At 73.9% G+C, this 16,165-nt stretch carries 13 protein-coding genes; 9 read left to right on the top strand and 4 right to left on the bottom strand.

The annotated features are described in order from the left end of the window. Nucleotides 1-45 precede the first annotated feature (45 nt). The 4 genes from ACP7CD_RS09320 to ACP7CD_RS09305 all read left to right on the top strand — a co-directional run bounded on the left by ACP7CD_RS09320 (nucleotide 46) and on the right by ACP7CD_RS09305 (nucleotide 5,051). Complete coding sequence (locus tag ACP7CD_RS09320; RefSeq protein ID WP_017833564.1) at nucleotides 46-1,275, top strand: sugar ABC transporter substrate-binding protein; 1,230 nt, start codon at nucleotides 46-48, stop codon at nucleotides 1,273-1,275. Then, a complete protein-coding gene (locus ACP7CD_RS09315; RefSeq protein ID WP_017833563.1) occupies nucleotides 1,275-2,906 on the top strand; it encodes an ABC transporter permease subunit in 1,632 nt (543 codons plus the stop codon). The genes ACP7CD_RS09320 and ACP7CD_RS09315 overlap by 1 nt, the downstream gene beginning before the upstream one ends. Before the next feature lies 1 nt (nucleotide 2,907). Further along, a complete protein-coding gene (locus ACP7CD_RS09310; RefSeq protein ID WP_017833562.1) occupies nucleotides 2,908-3,930 on the top strand; it encodes a sugar ABC transporter permease in 1,023 nt (340 codons plus the stop codon). Between the two features lie 104 nt (nucleotides 3,931-4,034). Continuing rightward, a complete protein-coding gene (locus ACP7CD_RS09305; protein ID WP_017833561.1) occupies nucleotides 4,035-5,051 on the top strand; it encodes a magnesium and cobalt transport protein CorA in 1,017 nt (338 codons plus the stop codon). 67 nt (nucleotides 5,052-5,118) lie between these two features. On the opposite strand, the gene ACP7CD_RS09300 is transcribed toward ACP7CD_RS09305, so the two are convergent. Next, nucleotides 5,119-5,928 (bottom strand): ABC transporter permease, encoded by an 810-nt coding sequence (locus ACP7CD_RS09300; protein WP_017833560.1) that lies wholly within the window; start codon nucleotides 5,926-5,928, stop codon nucleotides 5,119-5,121. After that, the gene (locus ACP7CD_RS09295; RefSeq protein WP_197722653.1) at nucleotides 5,925-6,974 is read right to left on the bottom strand and encodes an ABC transporter ATP-binding protein; all 1,050 of its coding nucleotides are present in this window, start codon (nucleotides 6,972-6,974) and stop codon (nucleotides 5,925-5,927) included. Before ACP7CD_RS09295 ends, ACP7CD_RS09300 begins: the two co-directional genes overlap by 4 nt. A 62-nt stretch (nucleotides 6,975-7,036) precedes the next feature. Between ACP7CD_RS09295 and ACP7CD_RS09290 the strand changes: the two genes are divergently transcribed. Beyond that, nucleotides 7,037-8,053 carry a helix-turn-helix transcriptional regulator gene (locus ACP7CD_RS09290; RefSeq protein WP_017833558.1) on the top strand — a complete coding sequence of 339 codons (1,017 nt, stop codon included), beginning with the start codon at nucleotides 7,037-7,039 and terminating at the stop codon, nucleotides 8,051-8,053. A gap of 10 nt (nucleotides 8,054-8,063) precedes the next feature. Next, a complete protein-coding gene (locus ACP7CD_RS09285; RefSeq protein WP_051063779.1) occupies nucleotides 8,064-9,377 on the top strand; it encodes an MFS transporter in 1,314 nt (437 codons plus the stop codon). 263 nt (nucleotides 9,378-9,640) lie between these two features. On the opposite strand, the gene ACP7CD_RS09280 is transcribed toward ACP7CD_RS09285, so the two are convergent. Beyond that, on the bottom strand, nucleotides 9,641-11,083 hold the full coding sequence (locus ACP7CD_RS09280) for a YfcC family protein (protein ID WP_217987521.1): 1,443 nt from the start codon (nucleotides 11,081-11,083) through the stop codon (nucleotides 9,641-9,643). A 316-nt stretch (nucleotides 11,084-11,399) separates the two neighbouring features. Between ACP7CD_RS09280 and ACP7CD_RS09275 the strand changes: the two genes are divergently transcribed. From ACP7CD_RS09275 to ACP7CD_RS09265, 3 genes are all read left to right on the top strand, one after another. Further along, complete coding sequence (locus ACP7CD_RS09275) at nucleotides 11,400-13,034, top strand: ATP-binding cassette domain-containing protein (protein WP_426120050.1); 1,635 nt, start codon at nucleotides 11,400-11,402, stop codon at nucleotides 13,032-13,034. A 203-nt stretch (nucleotides 13,035-13,237) separates the two neighbouring features. Further along, the gene (locus ACP7CD_RS09270; RefSeq protein WP_167508925.1) at nucleotides 13,238-13,957 is read left to right on the top strand and encodes a hypothetical protein; all 720 of its coding nucleotides are present in this window, start codon (nucleotides 13,238-13,240) and stop codon (nucleotides 13,955-13,957) included. Between the two features lie 197 nt (nucleotides 13,958-14,154). Next, nucleotides 14,155-15,270 (top strand): NAD(P)-dependent alcohol dehydrogenase, encoded by a 1,116-nt coding sequence (locus ACP7CD_RS09265; RefSeq protein WP_017833554.1) that lies wholly within the window; start codon nucleotides 14,155-14,157, stop codon nucleotides 15,268-15,270. 49 nt (nucleotides 15,271-15,319) lie between these two features. Here the strand turns inward: ACP7CD_RS09265 and ACP7CD_RS09260 are convergent, their stop codons facing one another. After that, the gene (locus tag ACP7CD_RS09260; protein WP_035923498.1) at nucleotides 15,320-15,994 is read right to left on the bottom strand and encodes an SDR family NAD(P)-dependent oxidoreductase; all 675 of its coding nucleotides are present in this window, start codon (nucleotides 15,992-15,994) and stop codon (nucleotides 15,320-15,322) included. Nucleotides 15,995-16,165: the final 171 nt, after the last annotated feature.

The raw sequence follows: 16,165 nt of genomic DNA, 5'->3' as shown, positions 1-16,165 counted from the left end.
GCCGTCGCGACCGCGCGACCACGGAAGACATCGAGGAACCCCACCATGAAACACCTCCACCGGGCGGCCTGCGCCGTCGGTGCCGTGCTCCTGCTCGCGGGGTGCTCGTCGGCGCCCACGGCCGGGGTCGCCGGCCTGGCCGGCGGGCCGGGCAGCATCAAGATCCAGGCGGGGTCCGACGAGATCCCCGCCCTCCAGCAGATCGCCGAGGAATTCACCGCCGACACCGGGGTGGAGGTGGAGTTCGTCCAGCGGGAGATCAACGCGCAGGCGATCTCCAACTTCATCTCCCAGTCGCCCACGGGGCAGGCCCCCGACATCATCGTCTCGCCGCACGACAACCTCGGGCAGCTGGCGTCCAACGGCGTCGTCGTCCCCGTGGAGATGGGGGACCGGGCGGAGGACTTCACCGAGAACGCCCGGGAGGCCGTGGTCTACGACGGGGTGAGCTACGGGGTGCCGTACGCGATCGAGAACGTGGCGATGCTGCGCAACAACGAGCTCGCTGCCCAGGACCCCGCCACGTTCGACGAGCTGCGGGCGATCGGTCACCGGCTCATGGAGGAGCGGGGCATCGAGTACCCCTTCACGGTGAGCCAGTCGCCCGAGGCCGGCGACCCGTACCATCTCTACGCCCTGCAGACCTCGTTCGGGGCCGAGGTGTTCGAGCGCACCGCGGAGGGGGAGTACACCGGCAACCTCACCATGGGGGGCGAGGACGGCAACGAGTTCGCCCGCTACCTGCAGGAGCTCGGAGCCTCCGGGGACCTGCGCACCTCCATGACCCCGGACATCGCCAAGGAGTCCTTCCTCAACGGCGAGTCCGCCTTCCACCTGGGCGGCCCGTGGGAGCTGACCGATGTCGAGGCCGCCGGGATGGACGTGAGCGTCCTGCCCGTGCCCCCGGCCGGGGACGAGGAGGCCCGCCCGTTCGTGGGCGTCCAGGCGTTCTTCGTCAACGCCAACGCGCAGAACCCGATGGCGGCCCAGGACTTCGCCGCCAACTACCTCACCCGCCCCGAGGCGCAGACGGCCATGTACGAGAGCACGGGCCGGCCCCCCGCCAGCCAGGTGGCCGTCGACCGCATGCAGGGCGACCCGCTGCGCTCCGCCTACGCGGAGATCGCCGAGACGGGTCTGCCCATGCCGGCCATCCCCGAGATGGGCGCGGTGTGGAGCTTCTGGGGCACGACGCAGAACGCCGTCGTGGACGGCCGCGGGGACCCCGTGGAGCTGTGGAACCGCATGATCGACAATATCGAAGGACAGATCTGATGAGCACGCGCACCCCCATCCGGGGCGGGACCGCCGCCCCCGGAGCGACCGGCGGGGGCGCCGGCCTCGGCGCCCCCCTCGAGCTCCAGCACGCCCATTCCCGCGGATTCGGCGTGGGCTTCGTGGTCAAACTGGTCCTGATGGCGCTGATCAACGCGTTCGGCCTCTTCGGCATCCTGGCGGCCTGGGCCGCCGGCAGCTGGGGCATCCTGGCCTTCCTCGTCGTCGCCCTGATCGCAGCCGATCTCGTGTACTTCCTGCCGACCAGGAAGCTGCTGCCCGCGAAGTACCTGTTCCCCGGGCTGATCTTCCTGCTGGTGTTCCAGATCTTCGTGCTGATCTACACCGCCGCCACGGCGTTCACGAACTACGGCGACGGCCACAACGCCACGAAGGACGCGGCGATCACGCAGCTCACCACCACGTACGAGCAGAGGATCGAGGGCTCCGGGGCCTACCCGGTCACGGTGCTCGAGGGCGCCGACGGCCTGGCCCTGGCCACGGTGCGCGACGGCCAGGTGCTCGTGGGCACCACCGGCGAGCCGCTCGCGCCGCTCGAGGGGGCGACCGCCGCCGACGGGCGCGTCGCTGAGGCGCCCGGCTACGAGATCCTCGACTACGGGGGCGTCGTGGCGGCCGCCGGCGAGCTGGCGGACCTGCGGGTGCCCGTGGGCGAGCAGGAGGCCGAGGGCGTGCTGCGCACCGACGACGGCCGGACGGCCTACGCCTACGAGCCCACGCTCGTGCACGACGAGGCGGCCGACGCCATGGTCGCCGACGACGGCACCGTGTACGCGAACAACGGCGAGGGCGCGTTCGTCAGCGCCGACGGCGAGGCCCTGCGACCGGGCTGGCGGGTCTTCGTGGGCCTGGACAACTTCGGGGCGATCTTCGACCCGGAGGTCCTGGGCGGCCCGTTCGTCTCCGTGACCCTGTGGACCTTCGCCTTCGCGATCCTCTCGGTGGCGCTGACCTTCTTCCTGGGGCTGCTCCTGGCGATCCTGTTCAACGACGAGAAGCTGAGGTTCCGCAACGTCTACCGGGCCGTCATCTTCCTGCCGTACGCCTTCCCCGCCTTCCTGTCCATCCTGATCTGGGCCGGTCTGCTCAACGCGGACTTCGGCTTCGTCAACCAGGTCCTGCTGGGCGGCGCCGGGGTGCCCTGGCTCGAGAACCCCTGGCTGGCCAAGCTCTCGCTGCTGCTGGTCAACCTCTGGCTGGGCTTCCCGTACATGTTCCTCGTGACCACCGGCGCCCTGCAGGCCATCCCGGGAGAGCTCTACGAGTCGGCCGAGATGGACGGTGCGGGGCCGGTGCGCCAGTTCGGGGCGATCACCCTGCCCATGCTCATGGTGGCCGTGGGCCCGCTGCTCATCGCGTCCTTCGCCATGAACTTCAACAACTTCAACGTGATCTACCTGCTCACCGGCGGCGGTCCCCAGGACCTGGAGTCCACCACCGGGGTGGGCGCCACGGACATCCTCATCTCGTTCGTCTACAAGATCGCGTTCGCCGGCGGCACCAACGACTACGGTCTGGCCTCCGCCCTGTCCATCCTCATCTTCATCATGGTGGCCGTCATCTCCGCGCTGACGTTCCGCCGCAGCAAGGCTCTCGAGGAGATCAGCTGACATGTCCACTCCCACCGCACCCACCCCGGGCGACCGCCCCGGCCCCGACGGCACGGACCGCGCCCCCTGGGCCGCCGCCGCGGCCGCGCCGTCCGCCGGAACCCCGACCACCCTCCAGCCGACGGACACGCTGCGGCCTCCCGGCGCCGCACCCGGGGCTCCCCGGCCCCGCCGGCGCCGCCGCTCCGCCCGCGGCGGGTGGAAGCACCTCGCCGCGATCGCCGCGTGCGTCTTCGCCCTCTTCCCGCTGGTCTACGCCTTCTCGGCCTCGCTGTCCGCCTCGGGCTCCCTGCTCGGGTCCAACCAGCTGTTCTCGGACGTCACCGGCGCCAACTACACCAACCTGCTCAACGACCCGCAGAACCCCTACCTGACCTGGTTCGGGAACTCGCTGTTCGTCTCGGTCACCACGGCCGTGGGCACCGTGCTCATGGGTGCGGCCGCCGCCTACGCGTTCTCCCGGTTCCGCTTCCGCTCCCGCAAGGGCGGGCTGCTGGCACTGCTGGTCATCCAGATGTTCCCGCAGCTGCTGGCGTTCGTGGCGATCTTCCTGCTGCTGTTCGCGATCTCCGGGGTCTACCCGTTCATGGGCCTGAACTCCCGGCTGGGACTGGTGGCCGTCTACCTGGGCGGGGCGCTGGGCGCCAACACGTTCCTGATGTACGGCTTCTTCAACACCATCCCCAAGGACCTCGACGAGGCCGCGGAGATCGACGGCGCCTCGCACGCCCAGATCTACTGGACGATGATCCTGCCGCTGGTGACCCCCATCCTCGTGGTGGTCGGGATGCTGTCCTTCATCGCGTCCTTCTCGGACTTCCTGCTGGCCCAGATCGTGCTCCAGGACCCGGACAAGTACACGCTGGCCGTGGGGCTGTACCAGTTCGTCTCCGTGCAGTTCGGGGAGAACTGGGGCGTCTTCACCGCCGGGGCGATCCTGGCGGCGATCCCGGTGGTCGCGCTGTTCCTGTTCCTCCAGCGCTACATCGTCTCCGGGCTCACCGGCGGCGCCGTGAAGGGCTGACCACCCGCCCGCCACCTGCGCCGCACCCACCGGTCCGGCCCGGGGGACGGGCCCTGTCATGATGGGGCGGGACGGGCGACGGACAGAACGGGAGGTAGCACGCGGTGACGCTGGTGGACAACGTGGTGTACGTGGAGGGCCGGCGCACGTCGACCCCGGAGGACCTCGACGAGACCTACGCGGCGCTGCGCGGGCGCGGCGGGATGGCCTGGATCGGTCTCTACCGCCCCGAGCCGGCCGAGGTGCAGTCCGTGGCCGCGGAGTTCCGGCTGCACGACCTCGCGGTGGAGGACGCCCTGAAGGGCCACCAGCGCGCCAAGCTGGAGCGCTTCGGGGACACCCTCTTCGTGGTGCTGCGCCCGGCCCGCTACCTGGACGACGTGGAGAAGGTCGAGTTCGGGGAGCTGCACGTGTTCGTGGGCCGCGACTTCGTGGTCACGGTCCGCCACGCCGAGTCCCCCGACCTGGCGGCGGTCCGGCGCCGGCTGGAGGCCGCGCCGGAGCTGCTGGGCACAGGCCCGCAGGCGGTGCTGTACGGGATCCTGGACGAAGTGGTCGACGGCTACGCCCCCGTGGTCGCGGGACTCGAGAACGACATCGACGAGATCGAGGACGAGATCTTCGGCGCAGACCGGGACGTCTCCCGCCGCGTCTACGAGCTCTCCCGGGAGGTCATCGAGTTCCAGCGCGCCGTCCACCCGCTGGTGGCCATGCTGGAGGCCCTGCAGCACGGGGCGGAGAAGTACGGGCTCGACCTCGAGCTGCAGCAGCGGCTGCGGGACGTGCAGGACCACGCCATCCGGGTGGCCGAGCGCGCGGACGCGTTCCGGGTGCTCCTGCAGAACGCCCTCACGGTGCACGCGACCCTGGTGGGCCAGCGGCAGAACGACGAGATGCAGCGGCTCACCGAGTCGGCCCTGGCGCAGAGCGAGGAGGTCAAGCGGATCTCCTCCTGGGCCGCGATCCTCTTCGCCCCGACCCTGGTGGGCACGGTGTACGGGATGAACTTCGAGCACATGCCCGAGCTCGCGTGGACGCTGGGCTACCCGCTCGCGCTGCTGGCCATGCTGGGCATGGGGGTGGCCCTCTACGGGGTGTTCAAGTGGAAGCGGTGGCTCTGAGCGTCACCGGGCGACCTCCGCGGCGACCCTCCCGGCGACCTTCCCGGCGACCTTCCCGGTGGGCCCCTCAGATGCTGTTGCGCATCGCCCGGATCCCCACGGTCAGCCCCAGCGCGGCCAGCACGACCGCCGCGAGGGCCCCGGCGGCCACGGCCGGATCACCGAACTGGCCGTTGAACAGGGCCCGCTCGGCGTCGACCATGTAGGTGAGCGGGTTGAACCGCGAGAGCACCTGCATCCACCCCGGACCGGCCTCGAGCGGCAGGAGCATCCCGGAGAGCAGCATGAGCGGGAACAGCAGCCCCTGCTGCACGGTCCAGAACATCCAGTCCCGGTTCCGGGAGACGATGGCGAGGGCGTAGCTCAGCGCCCCGAGCCCCACCCCGAAGACCGCGAGGATCGCCAGGCCCACCACCATGCCGGGCAGGGACGGGCGGAAGCCGAAGAACGCGGCCACCCCGGAGAGCACCAGGGCCTGCAGGACCAGCGGCACCATCTCCTTGCACGCGCGCCCCACCATGAGCGCGGAGCGGGTCACCGGCGCCACGAGCATCCGCTCGTGCGCCCCGGACTGGATCTCGAACAGCAGGTTCGAGCCGGTCATCGCGGTGCCGAACAGCGCGATCATCACCACGATGCCCGGCACGAACCACTGGAACGCCTGGTCGAGGGGCCGCCCGGTCATCCCGCCCAGGAGCGGGCCGAAGAAGGCCAGGAACATCAGCGGCTGCATGAGCGAGAACACCAGGCTGAAGGGATCCCGGACCACGGGCCGGAGCTCGCGGACGAAGACGCTGACGGAGTCGTGGACGATCCCTGCCGGGCGGGCCCGGTCGGTGCCGCCGGGGGACTCGCGGGTGGTCGGAACGGCGGTCATCGGGGTGCTCCCACGCTCGTGGCCTCGGCGGCCGGGTCGGTCTCGGACGCGTCGGCCCGCTCCTCGCGCAGGCTCCGGCCGGTGAGCCGGAGGAAGACGTCGTCGAGGGTCGGGCGGGTCAGCTCGGCGGTCCGCACGGCGTGGCCGGCCCGGTCGAGCTCGCGCAGCAGGGCGGGCAGCACGCGCTCGCCGTGCTCGACCGCGACGACCACGCGGGTGCCCTCCCCGGCGGGGACCGCCTCCGGCTCGGCGCCGCCGGCCCCCGCCGCGGCGGCCGCGCGCCGGACGGCCGCCGCGGCGGCGGGCGGGTCGGCGTCCAGGGTGAGGGCGATCCGGTCGCCGGCCAGGTCCGTCTTGAGCCGGGACGCGGTGTCGTCGGCGATGATCCGTCCCCGGTCCACGACCATGACCCGCTCGGCGAACTGGTCGGCCTCGTCGAGGTAGTGGGTGGTGAGGAACAGCGTGGTCCCGTAGCGGCGGCGCAGCTCGAGGATGTGCTCCCACAGGTGCGCACGGGACTGGGGGTCCAGCCCGGTCGTGGGCTCGTCGAGGAAGAGCAGCTGGGGGCCGGGGATCAGTCCCAGGGCGATGTCCACGCGGCGGCGCTGGCCGCCGGAGAGCTTCATCGTGGGCCGGCGGACGAGGTCGCCGAGGCCGAGGGCCTCCACGAGCTCGTCCACGCGGCGCCGCGTCTCCGCCCGGCTCAGCCCGTACAGGGCGCCCTGGCTGAGCAGCTCGTCGCGGACCCGCTGGTACTGTCCGGCCCCGTTCTTCTGCCCGATGTAGCCGATGCGGGCGCGCACCTCGGCCGGCTGCCGGGCGACGTCGAACCCGCACACGGTGGCGGTGCCGCCGGTGGGCCGCAGCAGCGTGGTGAGCATGCGCAGCGAGGTCGACTTGCCCGCGCCGTTGGGCCCGAGGAACGCGGTCAGCGTGCCGGGCGCCACGTCCATGGTCAGGTCGGCCACCGCTTCGACGGTCCGGCCGCCGGGCCCGCGGAAGCTCTTGCTCAGCCCGCGGGCGCTGATGATGGGTGGGGTGCTCATGGGTCCACGGTAGAGCGCATTCAGGCCACCAGCTGTCCGCAGGGGGGCATAGATTGCGGGTCATGTCCGATCCGACGTCGCGGGTGCTCCGGCTGCTGTCCCTGCTGCAGACCCACCGCTACTGGTCCGGGCCCGAGCTCGCCGAGCGGCTGACGGTCTCCGAGCGGACGCTGCGCCGGGACATCGACCGGCTGCGCGAGCTCGGCTACGAGGTCACGGCCCGCCCCGGCACGGCGGGCGGGTACCAGCTCGCCGGCGGCACCAGCATCCCGCCGCTGCTGCTCGACGACGACGAGGCCGTGGCCATCGCCGTGGGGCTGCGCACCGCCGCGGTGCACGGCGTCGGCGACGGCGAGCAGACGTCGCTGAGCGCCTTGGCCAAGGTCCAGCAGGTGCTGCCGCGGCACCTGCGCCGCCGGGTCGCCGCGCTGCAGGCGCACACCGTCCCGGTGGCCCGCACGGACGCGCACGTGGCCACCGAGGTCCTCGCCCAGCTCGCCCTGGCCTGCCGCGACCACGAGCGGGTGCGCTTCCGCTACGTCGATCGGCAGGGCCGGGAGAGCGCCCGGCTGGTCGAGCCGCACTCCCTGGTCCCGCGGGACCGGTGGTGGTACCTCGTGGCCTGGGACGCCGACCGCGCCGACTGGCGCACGTTCCGCATCGACCGGCTGCGGAGGCTGGCGGGCACCGCCGTGCGCGTCGCGCCGCGGGAGCTGCCCGCCGCGGACGCCGCCGAGTTCGTCCTGGCCGCCCACGGCGCGGACGCCGCGCGGCACGAGCTGACGGTGCGGATGACCGTGGGCCTGGACCGGGTCCGGGAGCACTTCGGGCCGTGGGCGGCCACGGCGGTGCAGGGTCCCGGGGACACCGTCGACTGGACCGTCACCGGCGGCTCCGTCCCGGAGCTGCTGATGGCGCTGCCCTGGATCCCGGCGGACGTGCCGTGGCGGCTGCTGTGCTCGGACGAGGTGGCCGAGGCCGTGCGCGGGTTCCGGGACCGCCTCGGCGACGCCCTGGACGGCCCGTCGCCCCCTGACTCCAGCGGGCCGGGGGCGGAGGCGGGGGAACCCAGCCCTTAGAGTCGTGGACGTGACCGTCCAGACCACCGCCCTCGACCCCGCGCGGGTCCGGCGCGCCCGGATCGCGGTGTCCGCGTTCTTCCTCACCAACGGCGCCCTCTACGCCAACCTGCTGCCGCGCCTGCCGGAGGTCAAGGACGCGTTCGGGCTCTCCAACACCCTCTACGGCCTGCTGGTCGTGGCGTTCCCGCTCGGGGCGATCCTCGTGGGCGCCCTCCCCGCTCGGGCGATCCGCCGCTTCGGCTCCGGCCGGGTGGCGGCCCTGGGCACCGTCCTGCTCTCCGTGTGCCTCGCGGCCGCCGGGGCCGGGGCGGGCCTGGGCGCCGGCACGGGGCTGGGCGCGGGGGTGTTCCTCGCGGCGATGTTCCTGGGCGGCGCCCTGGACGCCCACGTGGACACCGCCCAGAACGCCCAGGGGATGGAGGTCCAGCGCGCCCGCGGCCGCTCGATCATCAACTCCCTGCACGCCCTGTGGAGCCTGGGCGCCGTGGTCGGCGGGCTCATGGGCACCGCGGCGCTCGCCCTCGGCGTGCCCCTGGGGTGGCACCTGCCGGCGAGCGGGCTCGTGTGGAGCGCGGTCGCCCTCGTGGCGCTGCGCGCCGCGCTGAGCCCGGCCGAGGGGCAGGAGCTGCGCACGGTCAGCTCGGACGACCCGCCGCCGGAGGATCCGCTTCCGGACGGCACGACGACGACGGGCCTGGGCACCACCGGCTCCCGGCCGGACCCCGGCTCCGGGCCCGCCGGGACGGGGCGGCGGTCGGCGGGGCGCATCGTCGTCGTCAGCCTCCTGCCCGTGGCCGTGATCGCGATGGCCGGGGTGATGGTCGAGGACGCCGGGCAGAACTGGTCGGCCGTGTACCTGAACGCCGAGCTGGGCGCCCCACTGGCCACCGCGGGGCTCGGGCTCGTGGCGCTCATGGCGGCGCAGTTCGTGGGCCGGATGCTCGGCGACCCCATGACCGACCGCTGGGGCCGGGCCGCGGTGGTCCGCGCCGGGGCCGCCCTGAGCGCGACCGGGATGCTGCTCGTGGTCCTCGCCCCGGCGCCGGGCCCGGCCGTCGCGGGCTTCGCGCTGGCCGGCTTCGGCTGCGCCACGCTCGTGCCCGCGGCCTTCCACGCCGCCGACGACATCCCCGGGCTGCGGACCGGGACGGGCCTGGCCCTGGTCAGCTGGCTGATGCGGATCAGCTTCCTCGGCCTGTCCCCGGCCGTCGGGGTGCTCTCCGACGCCGTGGGGCTGCGGGCGGCGCTGCTCGTGGTCCCGGTCTTCGCGCTCGTCGCGGCCCTGATGGCCGGCGTCCTGCGGGAGCGCCGGACCCCCTGACCTGGGGCCCCACGCCCACCTTGCCCTGAGCGTCGAGTCCCCCGTGTGGGGGGCGGGTGCCCCCCCCCGCCGGGGGGGGGGGGGGCCCCGCCGGGGGCGGGGGGGGGGGGGGGGGGGGGGGGGGGGGGCGGGGGCGGGGCGCAGCCGGACACCGGCGCGCACGAGCTCGCGGACGCCTTCGAGGAGGAGCCCGGGGACGGGCGACCACACGGGGGACTCGACGGGGTCGGCGGGTAGGGAGCAGGGCAGGGCAGGGAAGTGTGTCAGCCGTTCCACTGGGTCAGCTGCGCGAAGACCAGGAACAGCGCGCTCAGCACCACCCAGATGCCGAACAGCGGGAGGAAGAACCGGACCCACTTCTCCCACCGCACGCCGCCGATCGCGAGGGCGGCCATGAAGTACCCGGAGGTGGGGTAGAGGATGTTGGACGGGCCGTCGCCCAGCTGGTAGGCGAGCACGGACGTCTGGCGGGTGACACCGACCAGGTCGGCCAGCGGCGCCATGATCGGCATGGTCACCACGGCCTGGCCGCTGCCCGAGGGGACCACGAAGTTGAAGAGGGTCTGCACCGCGAACATGCCCAGCGCCGCGAGCGCGGCGGGCAGCGCGTCCACGGCGTTGCCGAGGGCGTGGACGACGGTGTCCAGGATGTTGCCGTCCTCCAGCACCACGGCGACGGAGCGGGCGACGCCCACGATGATCGCGCCCTCGAGCACGTCCCGCATGCCCTCGGTGAAGGCGGCGCAGACCTCGTTGACGGACAGGCCCGCCACGAGCCCGACGACGACCGACAGGACGATGAACATCCCGGCCATCTCGAGGAAGAACCAGCCCTGGGTGAGCACGCCCCACACCAGCACGCCGACGATCGGCGCGGCGGTGAGCAGCGCGGCGCCCTGGCGCCGGGCGAGGACGAGGGGCTCGCCGGAGTGCCCGTCGGCGTAGAGGCGGCGCTTCTCCGCCTCGGCCGGCTCGTCGTGCAGCAGGCCCCGCTCCGGGGAGCGGCTGATCCTCCGGGCGTAGCGCATGACGTACACGGAGCCGGTGACGACCAGGGCCAGGAGCGCGAGGAGACGGAGACCGAGTCCGGAGAAGGGCTCCAGACCCGCGATCTGCTGGCCCAGCCCCGTGTTGATGGGGTTGAGGACGCCCGCCGTGAAGCCGGCGGTGGTGCCCACGAGGGCGACGGCGACGGCGGTCAGGGAGTCGTAGCCGAGGGCGATCATGACCGGCAGGATCACCGGGATGTAGACGAGGGCGAGCTCCTGGGTGCCGATCAGCGAGGCGATCACGGCGAAGGCGGTGATGAGCACGGGGATCAGCAGCGTCCGCCGGGACGCGAAGCGCCGGCTGGTGCGGTCGAGGGCGGCCTCGATGATGCCCGTGCGCCGGAGCACCATGAACGTCCCGCCGATGACGAACGTGAAGAACACGACCTCCGAGGCGTCGACGAGCCCCCGCGGGATCGCGGTGACGAAGTCGACGAGGGAGGTCGGCGAGGACTCGACGGCGCCGTAGCTGGACGGGTCGATCATCTCGCGGTCGTCCGGTCCGAGGACGCGTTCGTACCGGCTGGCCGGCACGAGGTAGGTGGCCAGGGCGGCGAGTCCGGACAGGACGAAGAGCACCACGTACACGTGGGGCATCCGGAACCGCGGGCGGTCGCCGGCCGGTCGCCGGTCGAGCGGGGTGGCTGTGGTGGCCATGGGAGTTCCTTCGGTGGCGCGGGAGGAGGGCGACAGCCACGGTATGGAACCCGCGTTTCATCGACGCCGCCACAAGATGTCGCAATCGTTTAATGCAATTCGGTTTGTGCTGGAACGATCGTTTCATCCGGGCGGGGCCCCCCGGTGGTTGCCCACCCGGGCTATCCTGGGGCGACCATGTTCCACCACTTCTTCCTCTGACGGGTTCCGGATCCCGCCGCGCGTCCGCCGCGGCGTTCCGTCGTCCTGCCCACCCGTCCCCTCGTCAGGAGCCCCGGCCGTCCGGCCGCGCGCGGCTCCGCACCCCGGAGGAAGCATGTCCGCCGTTCCCATCCACCGTCCCGCCGTGCCCGCGGGCGAGCACGCCCAGCTGACCGCCACCGGGATCCGCGTGGTCCGCGGGTCCCGCACCGTCCTGGACGGGCTCGACCTCACGATCACCCCCGCCACCCGCCTCGGCGTGGTGGGGGAGAACGGCCGCGGCAAGACCTCGTTGCTGGAGGTGCTCTCGGGCGCCCTCCTCCCGGACGCCGGCACCGTCCGCCGCACCGGCACGCTCGCCGTGGTCGACCAGGAGCTGCCCGTGCCGCCCGAGGGCACCGTGGGGGACCTCCTGGACCTCGAGCTCACCGCCGAGCACACCGCGGTGGCGCAGGTCGAGGCCGCAGCCCGCGCCCTCGCCGCGGACCGGCCGGGCGCCCCGGAGCAGTACGCACAGGCGCTGGCGGTCGCCCAGGCCCTCGACGCCTGGGACGCCGACCGGCGGGTGGACCTCGCCCTGCAGGCCCTGCACGCCGTGACCGACCGCTCCCGGGTGCTCGGCACCCTCTCGGTGGGCCAGCGCTACCGGGTGCGCCTGGCCTGCCTGCTCGGCACCGTCCACGACCTCCTGCTGCTGGACGAGCCCACCAACCACCTCGACGCCGCGGGGCTGGCCCACCTGGGGGCGGCGCTGCGCGAGTTCCGCGGCGGCGTGGTCCTGGTCAGCCACGACCGGCGGCTGCTGGGCCAGGTCGTGGACACCGTCCTGGACCTGGACCCCAGCCGGGACGGCCGCCCGCGGTGGTACGGGGGCGGGGTGGCGGGCTGGCGCGCCGGCCGGACCGCCGAGCGCTCGCGGTGGATCCACGACCACCGGGAGCAGCAGGCCGAGCACGCCCGGCTGGCCGGGAACCTCCAGCGCGCCCGCTCCCGCCTGGTCGACGGATGGCGCCCGGACAAGGGCACCGGCAAGCACACCCGCGCCACCCGCGCCCCGGGGCTCGTCCGCTCGGTGCACCGCCGGCAGGAGGACCTCGAGCGGCACCGCGTGGACGTCCCCGAGCCCCCGCTGGAGCTGTCGGTGCCGGAGCTGCCGGCGCTGCCCGGTGTCGAGCTGGTGCGCGCCGAGGGCGTCGCGGTCACGGGCCGGCTGCTCCGGCCCGTCGACGTGCTGCTGGAGTCCGGGGACCGGCTGGTCGTCGCAGGCCCCAACGGGGCGGGCAAGTCCACCCTGCTGCAGGTGCTCGCCGGTGCGCTGGCTCCCGACGTGGGGCGGCGCACCGCAGCCCCCGGGGCGCGGATCGGCCACCTGCTGCAGGACGGGGTCCGGCACGGGGCGCGCTCGGCCCAGGAGGTCTACGAGCAGGAGCTCGTCCGGCTCGTGCTCGCGGACCGGCTGGCCGAGCACGAGGTGGCCCCCCTGGAGTCCCTGGGACTGCTGGCGGCGCGGGACCGCGGACGCCCCGTGGCGGAGCTGTCGGCCGGGCAGCGGCGGCGCCTCGAGCTGGCCGTGGTGCTGGCGTCCCGGCCGCACGTGCTGCTGCTGGACGAACCGACCAACCACCTCTCGATCGCCCTCGTGGACGAGCTCACCGAGGCCCTCGCCGCCACGGCCGCGGCCGTGGTGCTGACCACCCACGACCGGCAGCTCCTGCGGGACACGAAGGGCTGGCCGCGGCTGACGCTCTGACGGCCCCGCCGTGGGCGGGGGCAGGACGGGCCGGCCCCGGACCGCGGAGCAGAGGGTCGGTCGGACGTCGTCACAGAGAGGCGCGGAGGCGTCACACCTCTTGCTCCCGCATACCCCCTGGGGTATGTTGTGATCGGCGTCACCGCAGACCGTCGAGCCGAGCGACCCCGCCGGGCCGCTCCTCCCAGGATGGAGAACGGATCATGCACCAGAGACTGATCGTCCCGGCCGCCGCGGTGCTCCTCGTGACGGCCGTCAGCGCCTGCGGTCCGCAGGCTTCCCCGCCGACCGGGGACGGCACCGTCCCGACGTCGAGCCCGTCGAGCCCGTCGAGCTCGGCGACGACGAGCCCCGCGTCGCCGGGCCCGACCACGACGGGCCTGACCACGACGGGCCCGACGACGCAGCCCGGAACGGCGCCCGCCCCGGGCGCTGCCGGGGCGGTCCCCTCGGTGTCGATTCCTCCGGCCGCGGCCGACCCCATGGCCGCGGCCGCGTGGGAGGCCCTGATGTCCCCCGAGGGCGAGTACGCCGCCTCGGCGCAGTACCGGGCGGTCGTGGACGAGTTCGGACCCGTCGAGCCGTACGCGAGCATCCAGGCCGCCGAGGAGCAGCACGTCGACGCCCTGACCCGCCAGCTGGAGCGGCTCGGTGTCACGGTCCCGCCGAACCCCTACACCGGGCGGATTTCCGCGCCCACCGACCTCGAGGCCGCCGCCACCGCCTGGGCGGCCTGGGAGACCGACAACATCGCGCTCTACGACCGGCTGCTGGAGGAGGTCCGCGGGGACGAACCCCTGACCCGCGTCTTCACCAACCTGCGCAGCGCCTCCCAGGAGATCCACCTGCCGACGTTCGAGGCCGCGGCGGCCAACGGGGGCCGGCTCACCCCGGAGCAGATGCGGGACCTGGGCCACGGCTGACCCGTCGCTCCTCCTGCAGGAGGAGTGCGCCGCGGCCGCCCGCGGGCCGTCCGCCGCCTCCCGCGCGGATCGGCTCCGGGCGGACTCGTCATGTCCGGTCGGGACTGACCTCCCCCGGAGACCGTGCCCGCCCCTAGACTGCCGAGCAGGGGGCGCGTGAGCCGCGTCACCGCACCGGGAGTGCCGAGGAGGACACCATGAGGATCCGCGCCGCCGTCGTCGAGGGGATCGGGGCCCCGTTCGAGCTGGAGGACGTCGAGCTCGCCGAGCCCGGCCGCGGGGAGGTGCTGGTCCGGATCGTCGCGACCGGGGTCTGCCACACCGACGCCATCACCCGTGCGGGTGACATGCCGCTGCCGCTGCCGGGGATCCTGGGCCACGAGGGCGCGGGGATCGTGGAACGGGTCGGCGAGGGCGTCGGCGCCGTCGTGCCCGGCGACCGGGTCGTCATCGGGTGGCCCTCGTGCGGAGCGTGCCGCAACTGCCTGGACGGGCAGCCCCGCTACTGCGCCCGGACCGGGGAGGCTCTCGTCTCGGGCCGCCGCTTCCGGGGCGAGGACGCAGGGACCTCGGCCTACACGCGGGCGGACGGCTCGGAGGTCTCCGGGCACTTCTTCGGCCAGTCGTCCTTCGCCACCCACTCGATCGTCCTCGCCGACGCCCTCGTGAAGGCGCCCGACGACGTGCCGCTCGAGCTGCTCGGACCCCTGGCCTGCGGGCTGGGCACGGGCGCCGGCGCGGTGCTCAACGAGGCCCGCCCGGAGCCGGGCTCGTCCCTGGTGGTCTTCGGCGTCGGGGCCGTGGGGCTGGCCGCGATCATGGCCGCCCGCTGCACCGCCGCCACCACGGTCGTCGCCGTGGACCTGCACGACTCCCGGCTCGAGCTGGCCACCCGCTACGGGGCCACCCACGTCATCAACTCCCGGGACACGGACGTGGTCGCGGAGGTCGCCCGGATCACGGGCGGCTCCGCCGACTACGCGTTCGAGTGCACCGGGGTGGTCCCCGTCGTGGAGCAGGCCGCGGACTGCGTGGGCATGCTGGGCACGCTCGTGCTCATCGGCGGCGCGCCCGCCCAGGCGCGCTTCAGCCTCGACCACATGCACGCGCTGTGGGGCAAGCGGATCGTCGGGGTCCTGGGCGGCGGCAGCCGCAGCGGAAAGTTCATCCCCGCCCTGATCGACCTCCACCGGCAGGGGCGGTTCCCCTTCGACGAGCTGGTGCGCTTCTACGAGCTCGACGAGATCGAGCAGGCCCTCGCCGACAGCGGGTCCGGCGACGTGGTCAAGCCCGTCATCCGCATGCCCCGGTGAGACGGCGCCCCCACCGCCGCGGCGGCTCCGGCGGGCACGGGCACCCGGTTCAGTCGATCCGCAGCTCGTGGACGCCGCGCTCGAGGCCGCGCTCCACCGCGGCGATGACGTCGTCCACGTTGTGCCCCGGCGGCAGCCGGGGCGGCAGGCCGGTGAGCGCCCGGTCCACGAGCCCGGTGTCCATGTGCGGCAGCCGGGCGTCCATCACCGCGATCCGACGACGGCGCAGCTCCCGCCGCAGCGACCCCAGCCACGAGGCCATGGCCGCCTTGCTGGCGGCGTAGCCGGCCATCCCGGCCAGCGGCAGCTCCGCGACCACCCCGGTGAGGACCGCGACCGCGCCGCCGTCCGCGACGTGGGGCAGGGCCGCCCGGATGACGGCCATGGGGCCGAGGGCGTTGACCTCGAACAGCTCCTCCACGACGGCCTCGTCCTCGTCGGCCGCCGGGCCGAACGCGGCGACCCCGGTGGCGATCACCACGGCGTCGAGCCCGCCGAGCTCCTCGGCCGCACGGCGCACCACCTCCGCCGCCTCGTCGTGGTCCACGAGGTCGAGGGCGTGGGCCGCGCGCAGGCCGAGGCCGCGCCGCAGCTCCTCCGCCGCAGAGGCGGAGCGGCCCGTCACCACGATGTCGGTGGTGCGCTCGCTCAGCCGTTCGCACAGCCGCCGCCCGAGGACGCCGGTCGCCCCCACCACCAGGATCCTCGCGCCGTTCAGGTCCATGGCCCCACTCCTGTCCCCGGTGCGACCCCGGAGCGGGCCGTGCCCCGAGCGTACCCACGCTCTCCGACAGCGCCCAGGAATTTGCGATCCCACAACGATCGCCGGGCGCCCGCCGCCCGCCGTTGCCGACCGCGAACCGGGCGGCGTAGCCTGCAGTCCTCGGAGCCGGGC

The sequence above is a fragment of the Kocuria sp. LHG3120 genome, assembly GCF_049897445.1.
GTDB classification, from domain to species: Bacteria; Actinomycetota; Actinomycetes; order Actinomycetales; family Micrococcaceae; genus Kocuria; species Kocuria rosea.
This window is presented reverse-complemented; position numbering and strand designations above follow the sequence as displayed.